The 16,333-nt window shown below is 66.5% G+C and carries 17 protein-coding genes and 2 pseudogenes; 11 read left to right on the top strand and 8 right to left on the bottom strand.

Going from position 1 to position 16,333, the window contains the following annotated elements:
* The first annotated feature begins 228 nt into the window (after window positions 1-228).
* Window positions 229-1,332 carry a methyltransferase domain-containing protein gene (locus ABFX50_RS34685; protein WP_346152467.1) on the top strand — a complete coding sequence of 368 codons (1,104 nt, stop codon included), beginning with the start codon at window positions 229-231 and terminating at the stop codon, window positions 1,330-1,332.
* Between the two features lie 262 nt (window positions 1,333-1,594).
* On the opposite strand, the gene ABFX50_RS34680 is transcribed toward ABFX50_RS34685, so the two are convergent.
* From ABFX50_RS34680 to ABFX50_RS34670, 3 genes are all read right to left on the bottom strand, one after another.
* The gene (locus ABFX50_RS34680; protein ID WP_346152465.1) at window positions 1,595-2,812 is read right to left on the bottom strand and encodes a cytochrome P450; all 1,218 of its coding nucleotides are present in this window, start codon (window positions 2,810-2,812) and stop codon (window positions 1,595-1,597) included.
* 173 nt (window positions 2,813-2,985) lie between these two features.
* Complete coding sequence (locus tag ABFX50_RS34675; RefSeq protein ID WP_346152464.1) at window positions 2,986-4,098, bottom strand: ABC transporter substrate-binding protein; 1,113 nt, start codon at window positions 4,096-4,098, stop codon at window positions 2,986-2,988.
* A 396-nt stretch (window positions 4,099-4,494) separates the two neighbouring features.
* On the bottom strand, window positions 4,495-4,671 hold the full coding sequence (locus ABFX50_RS34670; RefSeq protein WP_346152462.1) for a hypothetical protein: 177 nt from the start codon (window positions 4,669-4,671) through the stop codon (window positions 4,495-4,497).
* A gap of 193 nt (window positions 4,672-4,864) precedes the next feature.
* Between ABFX50_RS34670 and ABFX50_RS34665 the strand changes: the two genes are divergently transcribed.
* Both ABFX50_RS34665 and ABFX50_RS34660 read left to right on the top strand, forming a co-directional pair.
* On the top strand, window positions 4,865-5,374 hold the full coding sequence (locus tag ABFX50_RS34665; protein WP_346152461.1) for a hypothetical protein: 510 nt from the start codon (window positions 4,865-4,867) through the stop codon (window positions 5,372-5,374).
* Window positions 5,375-5,536: 162 nt separating this feature from the next.
* Window positions 5,537-5,702 (top strand): annotated as a pseudogene (locus ABFX50_RS34660) (transposase); the annotation flags it as partial.
* Window positions 5,703-5,778: 76 nt separating this feature from the next.
* Here the strand turns inward: ABFX50_RS34660 and ABFX50_RS34655 are convergent.
* Both ABFX50_RS34655 and ABFX50_RS34650 read right to left on the bottom strand, forming a co-directional pair.
* On the bottom strand, window positions 5,779-5,982 hold the full coding sequence (locus ABFX50_RS34655; protein WP_346152459.1) for a hypothetical protein: 204 nt from the start codon (window positions 5,980-5,982) through the stop codon (window positions 5,779-5,781).
* Between the two features lie 241 nt (window positions 5,983-6,223).
* Window positions 6,224-6,970, bottom strand: a complete 747-nt coding sequence (locus ABFX50_RS34650; RefSeq protein ID WP_346152457.1) for a phosphotransferase family protein — start codon at window positions 6,968-6,970, stop codon at window positions 6,224-6,226.
* Between the two features lie 101 nt (window positions 6,971-7,071).
* On the opposite strand from ABFX50_RS34650, the pseudogene ABFX50_RS34645 reads away from it, so the two are divergent.
* The 3 genes and pseudogenes from ABFX50_RS34645 to ABFX50_RS34635 form a co-directional block, all read left to right on the top strand.
* Window positions 7,072-7,199: pseudogene (locus tag ABFX50_RS34645) on the top strand (IS5/IS1182 family transposase); the annotation flags it as partial.
* A gap of 255 nt (window positions 7,200-7,454) precedes the next feature.
* Complete coding sequence (locus ABFX50_RS34640; RefSeq protein ID WP_346152455.1) at window positions 7,455-7,859, top strand: hypothetical protein; 405 nt, start codon at window positions 7,455-7,457, stop codon at window positions 7,857-7,859.
* Between the two features lie 62 nt (window positions 7,860-7,921).
* A complete protein-coding gene (locus ABFX50_RS34635; protein ID WP_346152453.1) occupies window positions 7,922-9,046 on the top strand; it encodes a serine hydrolase domain-containing protein in 1,125 nt (374 codons plus the stop codon).
* Window positions 9,047-9,192: 146 nt separating this feature from the next.
* Here the strand turns inward: ABFX50_RS34635 and ABFX50_RS34630 are convergent, their stop codons facing one another.
* The 3 genes from ABFX50_RS34630 to ABFX50_RS34620 form a co-directional block, all read right to left on the bottom strand.
* Window positions 9,193-10,197, bottom strand: a complete 1,005-nt coding sequence (locus ABFX50_RS34630; protein WP_346152451.1) for a MerR family transcriptional regulator — start codon at window positions 10,195-10,197, stop codon at window positions 9,193-9,195.
* A 6-nt stretch (window positions 10,198-10,203) separates the two neighbouring features.
* Window positions 10,204-10,869, bottom strand: coding sequence for a HEAT repeat domain-containing protein (locus ABFX50_RS34625; protein ID WP_346152449.1), 666 nt, complete (start codon window positions 10,867-10,869; stop codon window positions 10,204-10,206).
* A 336-nt stretch (window positions 10,870-11,205) separates the two neighbouring features.
* On the bottom strand, window positions 11,206-11,778 hold the full coding sequence (locus ABFX50_RS34620; RefSeq protein WP_346152447.1) for a hypothetical protein: 573 nt from the start codon (window positions 11,776-11,778) through the stop codon (window positions 11,206-11,208).
* A 452-nt stretch (window positions 11,779-12,230) separates the two neighbouring features.
* Here ABFX50_RS34620 and ABFX50_RS34615 point away from each other — a divergent pair, with 452 nt between their 5' ends.
* The 5 genes from ABFX50_RS34615 (at window position 12,231) to ABFX50_RS34595 (ending at window position 15,476) form a co-directional block, all read left to right on the top strand.
* On the top strand, window positions 12,231-12,704 hold the full coding sequence (locus ABFX50_RS34615; RefSeq protein WP_346152445.1) for a hypothetical protein: 474 nt from the start codon (window positions 12,231-12,233) through the stop codon (window positions 12,702-12,704).
* Entirely contained in the window at window positions 12,704-13,039 is a 336-nt protein-coding gene (locus ABFX50_RS34610; RefSeq protein WP_346152443.1) for a winged helix-turn-helix domain-containing protein, read from the top strand. The genes ABFX50_RS34615 and ABFX50_RS34610 overlap by 1 nt, the downstream gene beginning before the upstream one ends.
* A gap of 656 nt (window positions 13,040-13,695) precedes the next feature.
* On the top strand, window positions 13,696-14,526 hold the full coding sequence (locus ABFX50_RS34605) for a hypothetical protein (protein ID WP_346152441.1): 831 nt from the start codon (window positions 13,696-13,698) through the stop codon (window positions 14,524-14,526).
* 419 nt (window positions 14,527-14,945) lie between these two features.
* Window positions 14,946-15,236: a hypothetical protein gene (locus ABFX50_RS34600; RefSeq protein ID WP_346152439.1), complete on the top strand. Its 291-nt coding sequence runs from the start codon at window positions 14,946-14,948 to the stop codon at window positions 15,234-15,236.
* Window positions 15,237-15,305: 69 nt separating this feature from the next.
* Window positions 15,306-15,476, top strand: a complete 171-nt coding sequence (locus ABFX50_RS34595) for a hypothetical protein (protein ID WP_346152437.1) — start codon at window positions 15,306-15,308, stop codon at window positions 15,474-15,476.
* The last annotated feature ends 857 nt before the right edge of the window (window positions 15,477-16,333 follow it).

Raw genomic sequence — 16,333 nt, 5'->3', positions numbered from 1 at the left:
GCATGTCCTCGACGTCGCCGAAGAGGGCCGTCCGGGCATTTGCCCATGTAGAAGGGTGTCGATCCGCCGCTTACCCCGTTACCGTGGTTGTAATGGCCTTACGCGCCGGCCCGCCCGAAGAGGCCCCGGCCAGGCTCGGCCCTGGGATACGCGTTCCTTTTCATACCGCCACGGCACCCGCGGGGAGACCCTGGCGACCGCCCGGTTCTTCATCCGGAAAGAGTCATCATGAACGCCTTGGAGACTGCCACCAACGCCGATGCCGAGCGCACCGACCGGCTCGTCGAGCGCCTCTTCGAGAGCACCTTGGGCGCCCTCGAACTGTTCTCCGTCTACCTGGGCGGCGAACTCGGCCTCTACCGTGCCCTCCAGGAGCACGGCCCGTTGACGGCGGCGCAGTTGAGCGAAAAGGCCGGTATAGCGCCCCGGTACGCCACCGAGTGGCTGGAGCAGCAGGCCGTCTCGGGACTGGTGGAGACCGATCCGGACGTCCCGGGCGAGGAGCGCCGCTACCGGCTCGACCCCGCACACGCCCGTGTGCTGACCGACGCCGACGATCCCGCGCACGCCGCGCCGTTCGCGCACATGCTCGCCGGGATCGGCGGCGTCATCTCCCAGGTCGCGCAGGCCTACCGCACCGGCGCAGGCGTGCCGTACGAGGAGTACGGGAGGGCCTTCCGCCACGGCCAGGGCCACATCAACCGGCCCGCCTTCACCCACGAGCTGGCGGGCACCTGGATCGCCGCCATGCCCGACGTCCTGACCCGGCTGGAGGCGGCGCCTCACCCGCGCGTCGCCGACGTCGGCTGCGGGCAGGGCTGGTCGGCCATCGCGGTCGCTCGCGCCTTCCCCAACGCGGTGGTGGACGGCCTGGACGCGGACGCCTCCTCGATCGCCGACGCGCGCGCCCACGCCGAGCAGGCCGGTCTCGGTGACCGCGTCCGTCTGATGCACGCCGATGCGACGTCCCTGCGCGACACAGGACCGTACGACCTCGTGCTCCTCATGGAGGTCCTGCACGATCTGTCCAGGCCGGTGGAGACGCTAGGGGCGATACGCGACGCCCTGGCCGAGGACGGCGTGGTCCTCGTCGCCGACGAGCGGGTGGCCGACCGCTTCACCGCGCCGGGGGACGAGGTGGAGCGGATGATGTACGGCTGGAGCGTCACGCACTGCCTGCCCACCCAACTCGTCGAGAAGCCCTCGGCAGCCGTCGGCACCGTGCTGCGGTCCGACGCCGTCAGCGGGTACGCCGCGGAGGCGGGCTTCGGACGGTGCACCGTGCTGCCGGTCGAGAACGACTTCTTCCGCCTCTACCGGCTCGACCGCTGAGGCCGGCGCCCTGCTTGACGCTCGTCGCTCCCGATCCACCAGCACGCGATCCGCGACGTCGACCGCTCAGCATGCGCCGGCGGCGACCTGGAACTTGTTCACCGCGGCGTGCCGGCAAGCGTGCTGTGATCGCGAGCCGTCCCGGCCGAGACCCTCGAACCACGGCTCCTATGCCAGCCTGAACCCTCGTACTCGATCAGGTGCGGAAAGCCCCCGTGACGGTGCCGCCGACGCCGTCTGCGGTCAGGTGGTCGCCCGGACCTCAGCCACCCTTGACCGGGAGCCGGTGCGGGCGATGGATCAGTCCGTCGTTGGTCCAGCGCAGCGTCGACAAGTCCTCCTGGGCGCGGAGGGAGGGCAGCCGCGTCACCAAGGCGCGGAAGGCTTCCTGCAGTTCCATCCTGGCCAGATTCGCCCCCAGGCAGTAGTGGGGGCCGTGGCCGAACGCCAGGTGCGGGTTGGGCGGCGCCGTCCCCGCGAACCTCCGGATGTCGAACCGCAGCGGGTCGTCGAACGCCGACGGGTCGTGGTTGGCGCCCGTGGGGTTGGGCAGCACGACGGTGCCCTTGGGAATCACGCCGCCGGACAGCTCGATGTCCTCGGTGACCAGCCTGAGCAGGCCGTTCCCTCCGGGACCTTCGCAGCGCAGGATCTCCTCCACCGCCGGTCCCAGGAGTTCGCGACGGGCCCCTAGCTGCGCGTACTGGTCAGGGTGGCACAGAAGGCGGAACACGCCTCGGATGATGATCGACGCGGTGGTCTCGTGCCCCGCCATGATCAGCGTGAACACCATGTGGGTCAGCTCCGACTCGCTGAGCCTGTCCCCCTCGTCGCGCGCCCCGATGAGCAGGTCGATCAGGTCGTCGCCCGGCGTGACCCGGTGCTCGGCGATCAGCTCGCCGGCGTACGCCATGAACGCGGCGAATCCCTCTCCCCTGGCCTCGGCGCTCGCCTCGGACGTGGACAGGAACATCTCCGTCCAGCCGCGGAACTGATCGAACCGGTCCATCGGGACGCCGAGCATCTCGCAGATCACTCGGGCGGGCAGCGGCAGGGCGAAATCGGTGACCAGGTCGAACTCCTGGCCGGCCGCGTCGATCAGCTCGTTGGCGATCGCCGCCGCGCGCGGCCGCCAGCGTTCGATATGTCGGGGAGTGAACGTGCCCTGCATGATGCGGCGGTAACGCGTGTGTTCCGGCGGGTCCTGGTTGATCAGTGCCGAGGGGTCGTCCTCGAGGGAGGTGCCGCTGACCATGCGGGGAAGCCCGGGTGCCCGCAGGTTGCGGCTGCTGGCCGGCGAGGTGAGCACGGCACGAACGTCCTCATAACGGACGATCATGGGCACCTGGTCTCCACTCGGCATCGTGACGGGCTCCGTCGAAGCCTCGGCGAGCCTGCGGGCCAGGTCAGGGGAGGCAGTGCCGAGCGGACCGGGGGGAAGGTCGGGCCAGGGCCATGTGGTGCTGGACAGTTCCGTCATGAGCGCCTCCTGGCGATGCCGTCCGACGAGCCCCATGAACGTACGAAACAGCCCGTGTCCGGTCAATGACTCAGCGGCCACATCCCCCTTGACACATCCCGCCGTGCACATCGGTCCGATCGTGGGTGACGACTGATTGCGTCGGGGTCGCGTGGATGGCCGTCCGTGCTCTCTCAGCCGGCGTGGAGGATCCGAAAGCGGTCGGGTTCCGCCGGATCCCTATCAACGACTTGGATCGGCGTCCAAGCCCATTGCCAAACGCTGATGCCTGGCGTGCGGGAGAACTGGATCTCCCCGCGGGTGCCTTCGACTGCGACGCGCGGCCAGGCTTCGGCGATGCGCGCCCGGTCCGCGCCGTGAGAACGCAGCACCTCGGCGAGGACGGCGACCGTGTCATAACCCTCGAAGGCGACGAAGGACGGCGCTTCGGTCAGCCGCTCACAGAGGGCCGTCCCGACCCGTGCACCGAGTGGGCTGAGGCGCTCGGGCAGGTAGCGCAGGAACGGGATCGCGGCGCCGTCGTCGCCCAGCAACGTCGCCCATTCGGCGAACTCCGGCTGCCCGGCCGGAGCACCGATCAAGATCTCGGCGAGGCGCTCGTCGTGGCGGACGGACTTGACGATCGACACTGCCGGCTCCGGGTGGCCGACCAGAAGAAGGAGGGCGGTCGCGCGATTGTCGACGAGTTCGTCGCACACGGCCGTGGGGGCGAGCGCGCCCATGTCGAGTTCGATGACGGTGCCGCCGCGTGGAGCGAGGTAGTCCCGCAGAATGCGGGCCCCAGAGGCCCAGTAGACACTCGACTGGGCTGCTACGGCGATCCGGGTGTGGCCCGCGCTGAGGAGGAAGTCCGCGTAGATCCGCCAACCGTGGGACTGCGCAGGGGGGAGGCGCGCGACCCATTCCGTCGGCTGTTCGGTGAGCGCGTCGAGAACCGCTGACGAGCAGAGGAACGGTAGGCCGAGGGCGTCGGCCCTGGCGGCAGCGGCGCGAGCGACGACGCTGTGATACTCCCCCGCCAAGGCAGCCACACCCAGGCGAGCCAATTCGTCCACAGCCGCCGCGGCCCTCTCAGGATCAGCTGCAGTGTCTCGGACCACCAGCTCGAGTGGCCTTCCGACGATCCCGCCGGCGTCATTGACCTCGCGAACGGCCAGCTCGAGTCCGGCGAGCAAGTGCTGGCCGGCCTGGATCCAGCCTGGCCGAGAGAGCGGAACCAGAGCGCCGATCTGGACGGCTGATTCGTCAGTCCGCTCCGCTCCGGGTGGCGATGGTGGCGTGTGCATGCGTCGGCGTCTCCCGAGTGGCGATTCGGCTGCCCGGATCGCAGAGTGATCGTCAGTGGCGCCGAGGGTAGCCGAGCCGAGAATGGCCGGCTTCGGCACCCCATCCCCGTGGCCGTCAGCCGGCCTTCGCGCCGCCGATCGAGCCTGAGGGGCTTCGGGCGGCTCTGCCGTACCAGGTCCTCCAGGAGTCGCCAAGGCTCAGCACGCGGCCCATGCCGCGTGCATGGCGGGGCGGGCGTACGGCGGCGCGCCGCCGTACGCCGCTCGGCAGTGATCGGCGCGCGGACGGTGAAAGCCGCCGACAATCCTTCGACCATGGGTGTGGCGACCGCGCCAAAGCCAGGAGGCGGAGCGCCCCGTTGGTCGGACCCGTTAGCAAAACACGGCGAGGGTCACTTATGCCGTCAGTTGTTTCAGAGCGGTGCTCGGGTCGTCGGTGAAGAAGTGGATCGTTGTGACCTGCGCGCGGCGGCCGAGAGGTCTCGTCACGCTGATCGGCCGTGTCAGTTCGACCACCATGTTGGCCCGGGACGAAACTGCCACGGTCAGGCGACCGTCCACCACCGTGACCACACCGGTCGGGTAATCGCGTCGCACTCGCACCGAGGCGATGAGCTCTCGTGGGATATGTACATCGCAGAATCAAACCTGCGCAGATCATCGCCTGTCAGGGCGATGCCATCGGCACCGCCCCCGCTATACCCAGAACATACCCACGATCTCTAAAGTCTGCCCTGTCTGCACCTCGCGTAGAAGGGAAGCGCTAATGAAGACAGCCGCTTCACACGGCATACGGGGACAACATGGGTGGGCAAGGAGGCTGGGCATCGGTCTGGCAGCTTCCATGCTGGCCACCGGCGTCGTAGCGGTCACGCCATCGCCGGCTGCGGCCTCTCCTCCGTACTTCCTCTTTACAAAATGGAAGAACGAGACCTGCACTAAGGGCTCCAAGATGAGGAAGTATAACCTTCACCTCAACCCTCGGCGCCACTACGACAAGGCATTCGTCAAGAATGTAAAGCCGACGCCCGACAGGATGGACAGCTATTGGCGAGAGCGGGCCTTCCAGGTCGCGTCTGTCGAGGAACCGTGCAGCAGGCGATACCAGACGGGTAAAAACCAGTACTACTGGAATACTATCGCTTACGGCGCCGAGTCTGGAAAGGTGAGTCGCCTAACCAAGAGCACCGCGCTGTGCTACGCCGGCGGCTGCTATCCGCCAGGCCCCAAGACTTACGGAACGTGGCGGGCAGGCTGGACCCACTTCAAAATGTGACGGAGCCTGCATATCCTGCAGCACAGGCCGTACACAGACGTGCCACGAGCGAGTTCGACACCGAGTACTCACGGCCTTGACCCAGCCAGCAATTCCTGCGGCGCGTCCCGCGCCCAATGTCTTAGACCGTGACTCATTTGGAGATCCGTCGTCAGGTCGTGTGTGGGTGCGTTCCTTCGACGGCTGGTGCCCGATGAGTTGTGGGAGTTGTTTCAACGCGTGGTTCCACCCGCGCCGACCCGGCCGCAAGGGGGGCGGTCGGCGGCGGGTCGACGATCGGCCGATCCTGTATGTGGCCACTACCGGCTGCGCCTGGCGGCAACTGCCACTTGCAGGTCACCACTTGCGGATGGGCCGATGGCGCCGCCCTCGGCGTGGCCTCTAGGCACCCTGCCCACCAGCAGCTATGCCTCGGCAATGCCGGTCACCGCGTCCGAGGAGGCGCGCCGCTCGGTGGCAGCCGCCGCGGTCGACCCGTCCTGACCGCGGAGGCCCGCCAGGCCTACGACGCGGCCATGTCGTCGGCCTTCCTGGGCGCCGCCGTCGGAGTGCTCGGCGCCGCCGTAACGGCTCTGCTCCTGCTGGGTGGCCGAAAGGTCGGCGTCCATCCCTCCTCGACCCAGAGCAGACCCGGGTCAGCGCCACTTTCATCCTGGGTCTATTCGAGGTGGCTGGCCGTCAGGTGAGGCGCATCTTCGACTCGAGTCGTGCGTCGGATTCCGAGGTCGCCGACCGGCTGCCCGGGCTCTTCGAGGATCATGACCGCGTCGGTCGGAGGACGAGGCGGTCCAGGAGATGGCCCGCTCGATGCGACAGAGCGGCACTCGTGGCCGTCGGGCTCGTGCAGCCTCACATCCGGGATCTCAGCACATCGACCTCGCAGCCTGGCGAGGACGGGTCGAAGCCGTGCTCGACCAGCCGGCGGACCGCCAACAGGCTTCGCAGCGACCACCACGCGCTGATCACGTCGAGGTCGACGTCGGTGCCGTAGCCGGCGACGACGTCGCCAAGGTGTTCCTCGTGTCCGAGCGTCAAGGTGGCGAGGTCGTACAGGGCATCGCCCTGGCTCGCCTCGGACCAGTCGATCACGCCGGTGATCTCGTCACCGTCGATGAACACGTGGGTGATCTGCAGGTCGCCATGCGTGAACACCGGTGTCCACGGCCGGAGCGCAGCCTCGGCGACCCGGCGGTTGCGCGTGACCAGGTCGGCGGGAAGGACGCCGCTCGTGACCAGCCACTCGCATTCGCCGTCGAGGAGCGATGCGATCTCGTCGAGGCTCCGACCGGGCCATGGCGGCAGTGGCGCGTCGTGCAGCATCCGTGCGGCGGCACCCGCCGCGGCCCACGCCGCCGGCGACGCGGTCGACGGCTCGCCGAGGCGGCCGAGTGTCGTTCCTGGGAGGGCGGCGAGCGCGAGCACAGGCGGCTTCCGCCACAAGACCTCCGGAGTCGGGATCGGCGCCCTGGCCATCGCCTCGACCTCGACGTCGGTGCGCGTCTGATCAGCGTCGATCTTCAGGAACACGTCGCCGACGCGCAAGGTCGCGCGCTCGTGATGGGCGACGACGACCTCGACCTCTTCCACGTCGGCCATTATCACGGGGATGCCCACCGACGTCACCGGGTTTATCGCGTGCGCCTGCGCGGCTGACCGCGTCCCGCTGCCTGGTGGCCTCGTGCCCGCCTGGCCGCGGACCGTACTACTCGGGAAAGCAGCACCGGCACAGAGTGAACGTGCAGCTCCTGGCTGATCCGGCCGGGCGCCTGGTTGTGGGCCGCCCGCACTGCCGGGCAACACCCACGACCTGACCGCCGCCCGCGCCGCTTCGCCGCCCCGTTCACTGACGCCGATCGCCGGAGTAGACCTGGCGCGCCAGTCACGGAATCTCATGGACGTCCTCGCCCCGGCGGTGGTGTGTCAGCAGCCGTGTCAGGACGGCAACGGCCCGGTATCAGCGCGACCGGCGATGGTTGATCCATGAACGGTTCAGCGATTGCGACCTGAGCTCCAGCAGGCCCGCACCCCGCCACCCGTCCTTTCCAGTGATCTCGTAACAGATTTGAAGGAGCACGCCATCATGTCCGTCACCCTGACCGACCAGGACAAGACCACCCTCCGCCTCGCCGCTTGGGGCGCCGTCTCGCTGATGTCCGCCGCCGGCATCGCCGAGTCGGCCCACAAGGTCGCCACCCACGGCTCCATCGCCCTGACCTCCGCAACCGGCGTGGTCGGGCACGTGCTCACCAAGGCGCCCAAGGGCGTGAAGTACGGCAAGACCGTGGCCGAACTCGCCGACCAGGTGCTGCCGGCGCTGACGGAATCCATGAGCCTGCTCAGGCAGCAGGATCCGGCGGAGGCCGCCAACTTCCGCGGCACCGTCATCGTCGCCATCGAGACAGCCGCCCGCACCCACCTGGGCCAGCCCAGCCCCACCATGGCCGAGATGGCCCGCAAGATCACCGAAGCCCTCGACGCCGCCTGACGGCCTGCCGCACTCCGTCATCCGCCCGTTCGACTGAAGCAACAGATTCAAAGGAGCACACCATGTCCACCACTGACCAGGGCCGCCCGGAGCTGCAGAAGGTCATCCAGGAGTTCGTCGATTCCGGTTTCGCCGGGGTGCAGTTGCGTGTGCACGATGAGCGGGGCGAGTGGGTCGGGAGCGCCGGGGTGCGCGAGCTGGGCCAGAGCGCCAAGCCGCCGACGAACGGCCACTTCCGGATCGGCAGCACCACCAAGACCTTCACCGCGACCCTGGTCCTGCAGCTGGTGGCCGACGGCGAGATCGACCTGGACACTCCGGTCGACGACTACCTGCCCGAGTACGGCTTGGACCGGCGGATCACCGTGCGAATGCTGTTGCAGCACACCAGCGGGGTGTTCAACTTCACCGGCGAGTACTACGAGGACGGGACGTTCGCGCCGGGGATCCCCGGACTGGGCAAGGAGTGGGTGGTGGACAACCAGTTCCACACCTACCAGCCGGAGGAGCTGGTACGGCTGGCGCTGTCCAAGCCGGCCCGGTTCGAGCCGGGGACCGGCTGGAGCTACTCCAACACCAACTACGTGCTGGCCAGGCTGCTGGTCGAGAAGGTCACCGGCCGCGCGTACGCCGAAGAGATGAAGGCGCGGATCCTGCGTCCGCTCGGCCTGTCGGGCACGGTGGTGCCGGACGCCTCACCGGACATCCCCGAGCCGCACGCCCACGGCTACTACCGCTACCAGGACGCCGACCAGTGGAGGACGGCCGACACCACGCGCTTCAACCCCTCCTGGATCTCCGCCGCCGGTGACATGATCTCGACCACCCAGGACCTCCACACGTTCTTCTCCGCGCTGAACTCCGGCAGGCTCCTGCCGGCCCCGCTGCTGGCCGAGATGCGTAAGCCCGACCCCACGATGGGCTACGGCCTGGGGGTGTTCGTGGAGGACACCGACTGCGGCGGAACCGTCCTTCACCACAACGGCGGCTTCTGGGGCTGGGCGGCGCTGATGTACAGCACGCCCGACGGCAGGAAGACCCTGACCGCCTCCATCACCACCGGAGAAGCCGAGCTCGACATGATCGCCATGTCCGCGACATTCGAGAAGGTGAAGCAGGAACTCGTCAAGGCCGTGTTCTGCGACGAGCAGCCTGGATCGGCTGACGAGACCCAGCCGGCTCAGTAGACAGGGCTGAGCACCGTGGCCGACGCCGCCGGTATGGACGACCAGGCCAGGCTCAGTCGGCAAGCGCGTCACGGTTCGGGGAGCGCGAGGGGCAGCGCCCCTCGCCGGGGGGGTCAGGTGCCTGCCACGCACGGCATGACTGTCTGTCACCGTGCGTTGCGCAGCTTGAGAATGTATGTCGCGGTAAGCGCAACGGCACGGTCTTCGTCATGTGACAGATCTGCGAGGGCTCGTGACGCTGTGGTTCCCGGGATGTCCGCGAGCGCCTGTGTCAGCCGTCGACGTGCGGACGATTCAATGGTGCCGGAGGCGAGGCAGCCAACGAGCGTGGTAGCGATCTGATCCGCCAGCGCGGGATCACTCGCCAGCGCGCTCAGGGCGTCGGCTGCATCAGCGTCGTTCACCCCCTCGACGATCATGTCGATGAGCGTCGGGATCGCGTCGGCTATTCCACGTGTCCCGAGCGCCAGAGCCGCATACCTGCGGACCACGATGTCGGCGTTCGTGAGGGCGTCCTGCAGCAGTGTGGTCGCCTCACCGTTCGGAATCTCGGCGATGGACTGGACGGCACGTTTGCGCACCTCGGCTGCTGGTGAGCCGAGGCCCTCCGCCAGCAGTGCCAATCCGCCATCGCCCGATTGCGCCAGAGCCCATCGAAGGGCTCCGGCGACGTTCGGGTCCGTCTCGCTCAGCGCTGCCTCGACCAGTGCTTCCACTGGCATCGGAGCCTCTTCGACCGAGGACAAGGCCGCCCGCTGGCGCTTCCCGGCGCTCTCCGCCCCCAAGGCCTGGAGAAGCGCGACGATCTGGAGGACGTCCTCCCAGTTGGCGGGTTCCGCGGCACCAATCCGACGAAGTCGCGTGAGCAGCTCCGTCTCAGCCGCAATGCGTTCTCGCGTCTGGCGGATGAGGTCGTCGACGAGCTCCGAAGGCGTGAAGCCGGGATCATCCAGTGCGCGCCCGACTTCACGCAGCGACAGCCCCAATGACCGCAGGATCTCGATATGAAAGATTCGCCGGATGTCCTCGCTGGAGTACTCGCGATAGCCGGCCTCGGTACGGCCCGTTGGCCGCACGAGGCCGAGTGAGTCGTAATGCCTGAGCATGCGGGCGCTGACCCCGGACCGTCGTGCCACATCACCGATCAACACTGCCTATCACCCCTCCTGGCTGTTAGTGCCCAGGGCTACGATGCGCTTCGCCTCCTCGATCGCGAACTCGAATCCGGCATCCGGGTTGCGCAACAGCCGTTCCGTGGCGATCGCGTGCTGACGCACGCGAGGGTCGAGATCCGTCATCGCGACGCGCAGGGTCGGCATGATCACTTCGCCGAGCGCGATCAGCGCCCGGCTGAGGCTCAACTGCGTATCCCGCTCGCCGCGCCCGAGCTGTGTCACCAACACTCCGGCCAACTCTGATTCTTCCCCTTCGGGCACGAGTACGACCGCTGCTCGCCAGGCGCTCCGCGCCACCTCGTCGTCGGCATCGGTCAGAAGCGCCCGGGTGATCGCCGGCCACGCCTGCCGATCCCCGATCTTGGACAGCGTGTGCAACGCCTGGCTTCGTGCCTGCGCACGCTCCGAGCGAAGTTCATCGATGAGCTTGGGGACCGTCATTGATGATGAGTGGCGGGTGAGTGCCCACGTCAGCATGTCGCGCACGTAGAAATCGGGTTCGATGGCGCATTGTTCGATGAGCTCGTCGATGAACCGCGGGTCTGGGGTCGTGCCGGCCACCAGCGCTGCCTGCAGCCGCACCGACGAGCTGCTCTCCAGTCCCTGGAGAGCTCGCATCGTGTCCGTGTCCTCTTCCGGCCTGGTCATCGGGACCACCTCCTTGGCTGCAGTGAAGACCTTGTCACTGTGTCAAGGTCAAGCGGGACCACGCCGTGAGACGGCCAGGCACCCTCTTCCCATCGAGTCCGCGACGGTGACGACCGGGACCGGCCGGAAGAGCTGCAGCCCTTCGGAGATGGCGTCAGCGGCGGTTAGGTGCCGTCCTTGATGCGCTCGGCTACGACGTTGGCCATTTGCTCCCACTTGTAGAGCCTGGGATCCCGCCCAACCCGGTCGCCGCCGCACGTTGGGATCTGTGCGGTGTGTGGCTGCACGAGGGACGCGGCCCTGTCCACGCTCGTGGGCGCGGACCCGACAACACGATCAAGGCGATGGGGGGAGCGCTGCACCTGGGGGACTACACGGTGGGTACGCGGAATCGGTCGTACCTCGGCGGGCCAGCAGGACGAGGCCGATCGCCTGCAGCGTCGCGGCAACGAACAGGAGGAGCGCCCCGAGAGGTAGCCAGCCGGCGAACCGATGGGGGACGCCGGTGGCACCACCGTCACCGACCATGTACGACCCCCACGCGCCTAGCGTTTCCAGCACGGTGAGCGGATACATCACCCACAAGACGCCCGACAGAACCAGCACGCCGAACCTGATTCGTCCTCGTAACCAGGGCAGCAGAAGGGCGACAAAACTGAGGCAGAGTGTGACAGCACCTACCGGAAACGTCAGTCGGCGCACTGTACTTCGGATCCCGGCCAGATCCTCTGCCAGGCCCCCGGGATGCATGGTCAGGTCCGCGCCGAAACTGACGTTCATCTCCATCTGGTGCTGGATGGTCGCATCGACGGCGTACGGAATCGCCGCATGGAGGCCGACCGTGTAAACCGCTGAAAGCACAAGCCCCGACACCATCAGCACCGGTCCACGCCGGACAGTCGCGATCACGTGATGTCGCCGCAAGCTGTCACCACATGCCTCGCAAACTGACACTCGACCGCGAAGCCGCAAAACTCGCTGGACACACCCACGGAACACAGCTTCCCATTCGGCGATCGGTGTGGCGATGTCGTGGCTGGCCTGGCTCGGGTCCGCCTCGTCGAAGGTGGCGTCCGCGCTGTCAGGCCGGGCGTAGATGGCCTCAAGTGACTGTCCGGCAATGCGTCGGCGGAACCAGGTGCGTTCGACGTCGGCGATGTGAACCGCCCCGACTGTGATGGAGACCTTGGTGTGTCCCGTATCCGCAGAGCCGTTGCGAAGGACCCTTTGAACCCCGCATGAGGATCATGTGGTCTGGCGCTGTGGAACACGACTGGCTCCACAGCTGGTCTACCACTTTCCTATGAGGAAAATAGATGCTACTTTCCTCATAGGAAAGTAGTCGACATCAGGGATGGCCCATGAACCCTCAGGACGCCCAGTCCTCCCTCGACAGCATCCGCCGCCTCCAGGACAAGACCCGTGAGGAGATCGTCCGCCAGATGTTCCCGCTGCCCTATGTGGCCATCTCGGCGCTCGGGATCCTCGCCGGGTTCGCATCGATCGATCTCCCACGCCCCTGGTCCATCATCGGTGCTCTGCTCGGGTTCGGCCTGTACGCGGGCATCGGAATCGTGTACTCACACTGGGCCTCCGTCCGCAGAAAGCCCACCGGCCAGGAGATGGGGATCTATCTGGCGCTGTCGGCCGTTCTCCTGCTGGTCTTCGGCATCTCCCGGATCGCTGCCTTCTTCTTGTTCGACGTGCCGCCGCACGGACTGTTGTCCCAGGCCGCCATCGCCGGCACCGTGACCGCCGTGACATATGTTGCGATCACACCCCTGGCCCGCCGGGCTATGAAGACGATCATCCAGCAGGACGACAAGGGCCGCTGATGGATCCACTTTTCGATGAATTCCTGCACGTTCCCGCACGCTTGTCGATCGTCGCGCTGTTGGCACCGGCCGACTGGGTTGACTTCGGCTTCCTCAGAGACACGATCGGAACCAGCGACTCGGCACTGTCCAAGCAGATCACCGCGCTGGCCTCCGCCGGGTACGTCGCGGTGCGCAAGGGACAGGACAAGCGGGCACGGCGCACCTACGTGCAGCTCACCCCTACAGGGAGGCATGCCTTCCAGCGGCACGCGGCGGCGCTGGAGCGAATCGTCGCGGTCGCCAGGATGCCGACAGAACAGCCCACGCATGACCAGGGGATGCAGTCTTCATAGCGGGAGGCATCTCGCCACTGGAGACGGCCAAGTCGCTGCAAGCCGAACTTGCGCGGCAAGAGATCTTCGTCGACGTCCACGCTGGGTACGGTCTGGCGCTGGTGTCGGTCTGGGTGGGACTGGTCGTCTGGTGCAAGGGCAATCGGTTCCGGTGGCGGACCGGATGGGACGATCGGCGTAAGCGCTTCACCTACGCCTGACATCCGGCTGATGACCTATCAGCACTCGACCGATGAGCGGCAGCGGGAGGCGGCTCGGAAACTCGACGACCTCGCCCGTGGGGCACTCAATCAAAGGAATCGGGAACGCAACGGGCACGGGAGCGGAAGAAGGTCAAATGAAGATCAACGCCCAGGTCACAGCAACATTCCTGACCTGGGCTTGTGTGTGTCCGAAAGGAGAGTGGAGCCTAGGAGATTCGAACTCCTGACATCGTGCTTGCAAATCGTCACGATCATGCTGGATATGGGATTCGACCTGGGGAGGGTCGAACCCGGGAGTACCTCCGATTGACCGTGGTTGACCTCCCTTAATGGCCCGCTAATGGCCCGGCAAGAGCCTCGCCGGCCCACTGTGATTCGCGCGAGATTTCGATGTGCCAAGATCACGGCAGCTCGTGGCTGATAGCCAGGGTATGAACAGGAGGACACCCACTGATGAGGCGATGGATCGCTACGACGGCCATCACGCTGGCCCTGTCGCCCGTGGTCGCCGGTTCCGGCCCCACGGCGCATGCCCGGATCGCGCCGCTGGACCCTGTCGGCGCGCTCCAGCGTCAGCTCGTCGAGAACCGAGGTGTGAAGATCTCGAAGGTTTACACCACAACAGTCGAGGGCGAGAGGGTGAAGTACTGGGACAAGGGTGTCGCCGAATTCGGCAAGGGAAAGATCATCGCCACCGACATCACGTTTGACTCCGAAGTCAGGTGGAACCCTGAACGGATCATCACCTTCGCGGGCCGCAGTTACCGCAAGGACAAGACGTTGGTGAAGGTCAAGGGCTGGCTCCTCGATGAGAACAAGGCAATTCGCCCCGCATTGAAGGCCGGTTGGATCGAGATCGCCAACCCGGTGGTGCTGAAGGCAGTGCTGGCTACTACCAAGGTCAAGCGCCCCGCAGGCGTCTACGACGGCACTCGGACCACTCTCTACCAAGGCACCATCACCTTCGGTGAGCTCCACAAGGCTTCTCTCGCACTCCCCTTTGGACTCGATGACAATCCTCACGGAAGAGACACGAAAATCAAGGTCGCCTGGCGGCTCTGGCTCGGCGAGGACCAGTTGGTGCGCAGGGCCGTAGGTACATGGAGCACGACATCCCGAGGCAGAGACGAACCCACGCGCTCGTTTGTCTTCGACACTCACGTGACCGGCTGGGGCGCCAAGACTCACATCACTCCTCCACCCGCCGACGAGGTGGTGACCTGGGAAGATTTGGCGAAACCGAGTCCAGAAGACACCTCGCCGCCTTCGCTTTCTGGCGAATAGCCTCTCCTGTGAGGCATTGAACTGCGCGCCGACCTCGTATGACTACCGCCGCGTAGCCGGCCGGACCCAACCGAATGGCACGCTAATGGCGCGCGATTCTCGAGCGCACACACTCCTCCCCGCCCGATCTTCCCGTCTGCCTCGTCCCACATGCAATGCAGCGGATCAAGGCCTGGGATGTGGCGGGCGGGAAGATCGGGCCTCACCTCAACTCACTGACTACCGGCCTGGTCGGCGCGACCATCCCGGAGTCGAGTTCCCCGCCGGAGGCATATGTTCTGACCTGCCGCCACTCAAGGCCGTGTTTTCAAAGGTCATAGCCAGAATAGGAGCGAGGCGGCAGTCTCCGATCGGACATGATGACCACAATGATCACTCGCTTCCCCAAAGTCACATATGCGGCCCTGATTCTGGTCTCCGTGACTGCGTCGATCCTCCTGGCCTCCCACAACGCGTACGTGGGGCGCAGTTTGTGGGCGGACCCCCAACCCCTTGACCAGATCCTGGGGTCATGGCGCACTGCCGCCGCTCTCGCCTACACCTCGGGCAGCACGGTCGGCTACATCTGCGCGATCATCGCAGGTCGCCTGGCCGCCCACTGGCGCACTCCGCGCCCTCTCACGGCGTACCTGGCTGGCGCCATCCTGGGGCTGGTCCAACTGGCCGCCTCCTGGGCGACAATCTCCTCCCTTCTGGTATCAGTTCTGTAGTCCTGGACGCCCGTGGTGGAAGTACCCCTCGACCCGGGACTTCAGCATCACCCTTCCGTCCTGGCCGCGATGATCCTCGTCTTCATCACCCTTCCGATCGCCGCCCGCCTGGGCTTCAGCACAGCCGGTGACCAACCAGAGAACGACGCCAAGGTGGTCATCGCCTCGATCTTGCTGATCGCGACCGTCCACCTCATCGTTCCCGTGATGCCGTTGCTCGCCGGAGTGGGCCCGTACTGAGACCTGTCTTCCAAATGATCCCAGTACCTCGGGTGGCTGCCTGTCTTTGTGATCAGCTTGGCCGATTGTGCCCCCTGCCAGCGCGGCTCCCGCGCGAGACCGGCCCCCAGGCCGCAGCTCGCGCGGGGAGGGCCGCGCGGGCGCGGCGGCGCAGCCGCCGCCTTGATCCTTAAAAGAACAATTCGGCAAGATCCGCCGAGTCAGGTCGGCAGGGTACGGCTATGCTCCAGGTACAGGCTTCGCTCGATGTTGTGGGCGGTGACGGCGGAAGAGACTCGGCTGGCCAGGCGCTCGATCATCAGGCCGTCCAGCTCCTCGACTGCGTGGAACTCGTAGCCGGCAAGCTCGCCGTCACCGAACGTGATCTTGCTGAGAGTCTCGGGGCTGAGTCGTCCGCCGTCGAAAATGAAGAGGATCTTGTCGCCCTCTTTGGGGTGGGGTGCCCAGTCGACGACGAGGAGAGCCCCGATGGGCGTTGGATGCCGAGTTCTGGTCTACCAGCACGCGACCAGGGACGCAGACCAGAGGATCGCCGAAGCGCTCAACGCTCGGGTGCGGGCTGAGCAGAAGAAAGCCGGGAAGTCCCGCAAGAGGAAGATCAATGACGGCTAATGGCCCGCTAATGGCCCGAACGCCCCACACCGTGATCGGTGATGGGGCGTTTGTCGAGGTGGAGCCTAGGAGATTCGAACTCCTGACATCCTGCTTGCAAAGACGCATTCCAATCTTGGTCGACCAGCAAAGAAGCAGTTCACAGCACTGACCTCTTTTCATCCTCGGGCGACTTCGTAGTTCTGCAGAACGGCGATGGCCTTGCACAGGTGCCCAGTCTTGAGGGGGCAGCAGCGGAGCTTCCG

The organism is Nonomuraea recticatena (assembly GCF_039533245.1).
Taxonomy (GTDB): domain Bacteria; phylum Actinomycetota; class Actinomycetes; order Streptosporangiales; family Streptosporangiaceae; genus Nonomuraea; species Nonomuraea roseola.
The sequence above is the reverse complement of the archived record's forward strand: the minus strand, read 5'-3'. Positions and strand labels throughout refer to the sequence as shown.

Bases quoted from the DNA above. Each gene is read 5' to 3' on its own strand.
- ABFX50_RS34675 (WP_346152464.1), bottom strand. From the start codon at position 4,098: ATGCACACGCCACCATCGCCACCCGGAGCGGAGCGGACTGACGAATCA.
- ABFX50_RS34610 (WP_346152443.1), top strand. From the start codon at position 12,704: ATGGATCCACTTTTCGATGAATTCCTGCACGTTCCCGCACGCTTGTCG.
- ABFX50_RS34685 (WP_346152467.1), top strand. From the start codon at position 229: ATGAACGCCTTGGAGACTGCCACCAACGCCGATGCCGAGCGCACCGAC.
- ABFX50_RS34605 (WP_346152441.1), top strand. From the start codon at position 13,696: ATGAGGCGATGGATCGCTACGACGGCCATCACGCTGGCCCTGTCGCCC.
- ABFX50_RS34595 (WP_346152437.1), top strand. From the start codon at position 15,306: ATGATCCTCGTCTTCATCACCCTTCCGATCGCCGCCCGCCTGGGCTTC.
- ABFX50_RS34635 (WP_346152453.1), top strand. From the start codon at position 7,922: ATGTCCACCACTGACCAGGGCCGCCCGGAGCTGCAGAAGGTCATCCAG.
- ABFX50_RS34640 (WP_346152455.1), top strand. From the start codon at position 7,455: ATGTCCGTCACCCTGACCGACCAGGACAAGACCACCCTCCGCCTCGCC.
- ABFX50_RS34655 (WP_346152459.1), bottom strand. From the start codon at position 5,982: ATGGACGCCGACCTTTCGGCCACCCAGCAGGAGCAGAGCCGTTACGGC.
- ABFX50_RS34665 (WP_346152461.1), top strand. From the start codon at position 4,865: ATGAAGACAGCCGCTTCACACGGCATACGGGGACAACATGGGTGGGCA.
- ABFX50_RS34680 (WP_346152465.1), bottom strand. From the start codon at position 2,812: ATGACGGAACTGTCCAGCACCACATGGCCCTGGCCCGACCTTCCCCCC.
- ABFX50_RS34650 (WP_346152457.1), bottom strand. From the start codon at position 6,970: ATGGCCGACGTGGAAGAGGTCGAGGTCGTCGTCGCCCATCACGAGCGC.
- ABFX50_RS34625 (WP_346152449.1), bottom strand. From the start codon at position 10,869: ATGACCAGGCCGGAAGAGGACACGGACACGATGCGAGCTCTCCAGGGA.
- ABFX50_RS34615 (WP_346152445.1), top strand. From the start codon at position 12,231: ATGAACCCTCAGGACGCCCAGTCCTCCCTCGACAGCATCCGCCGCCTC.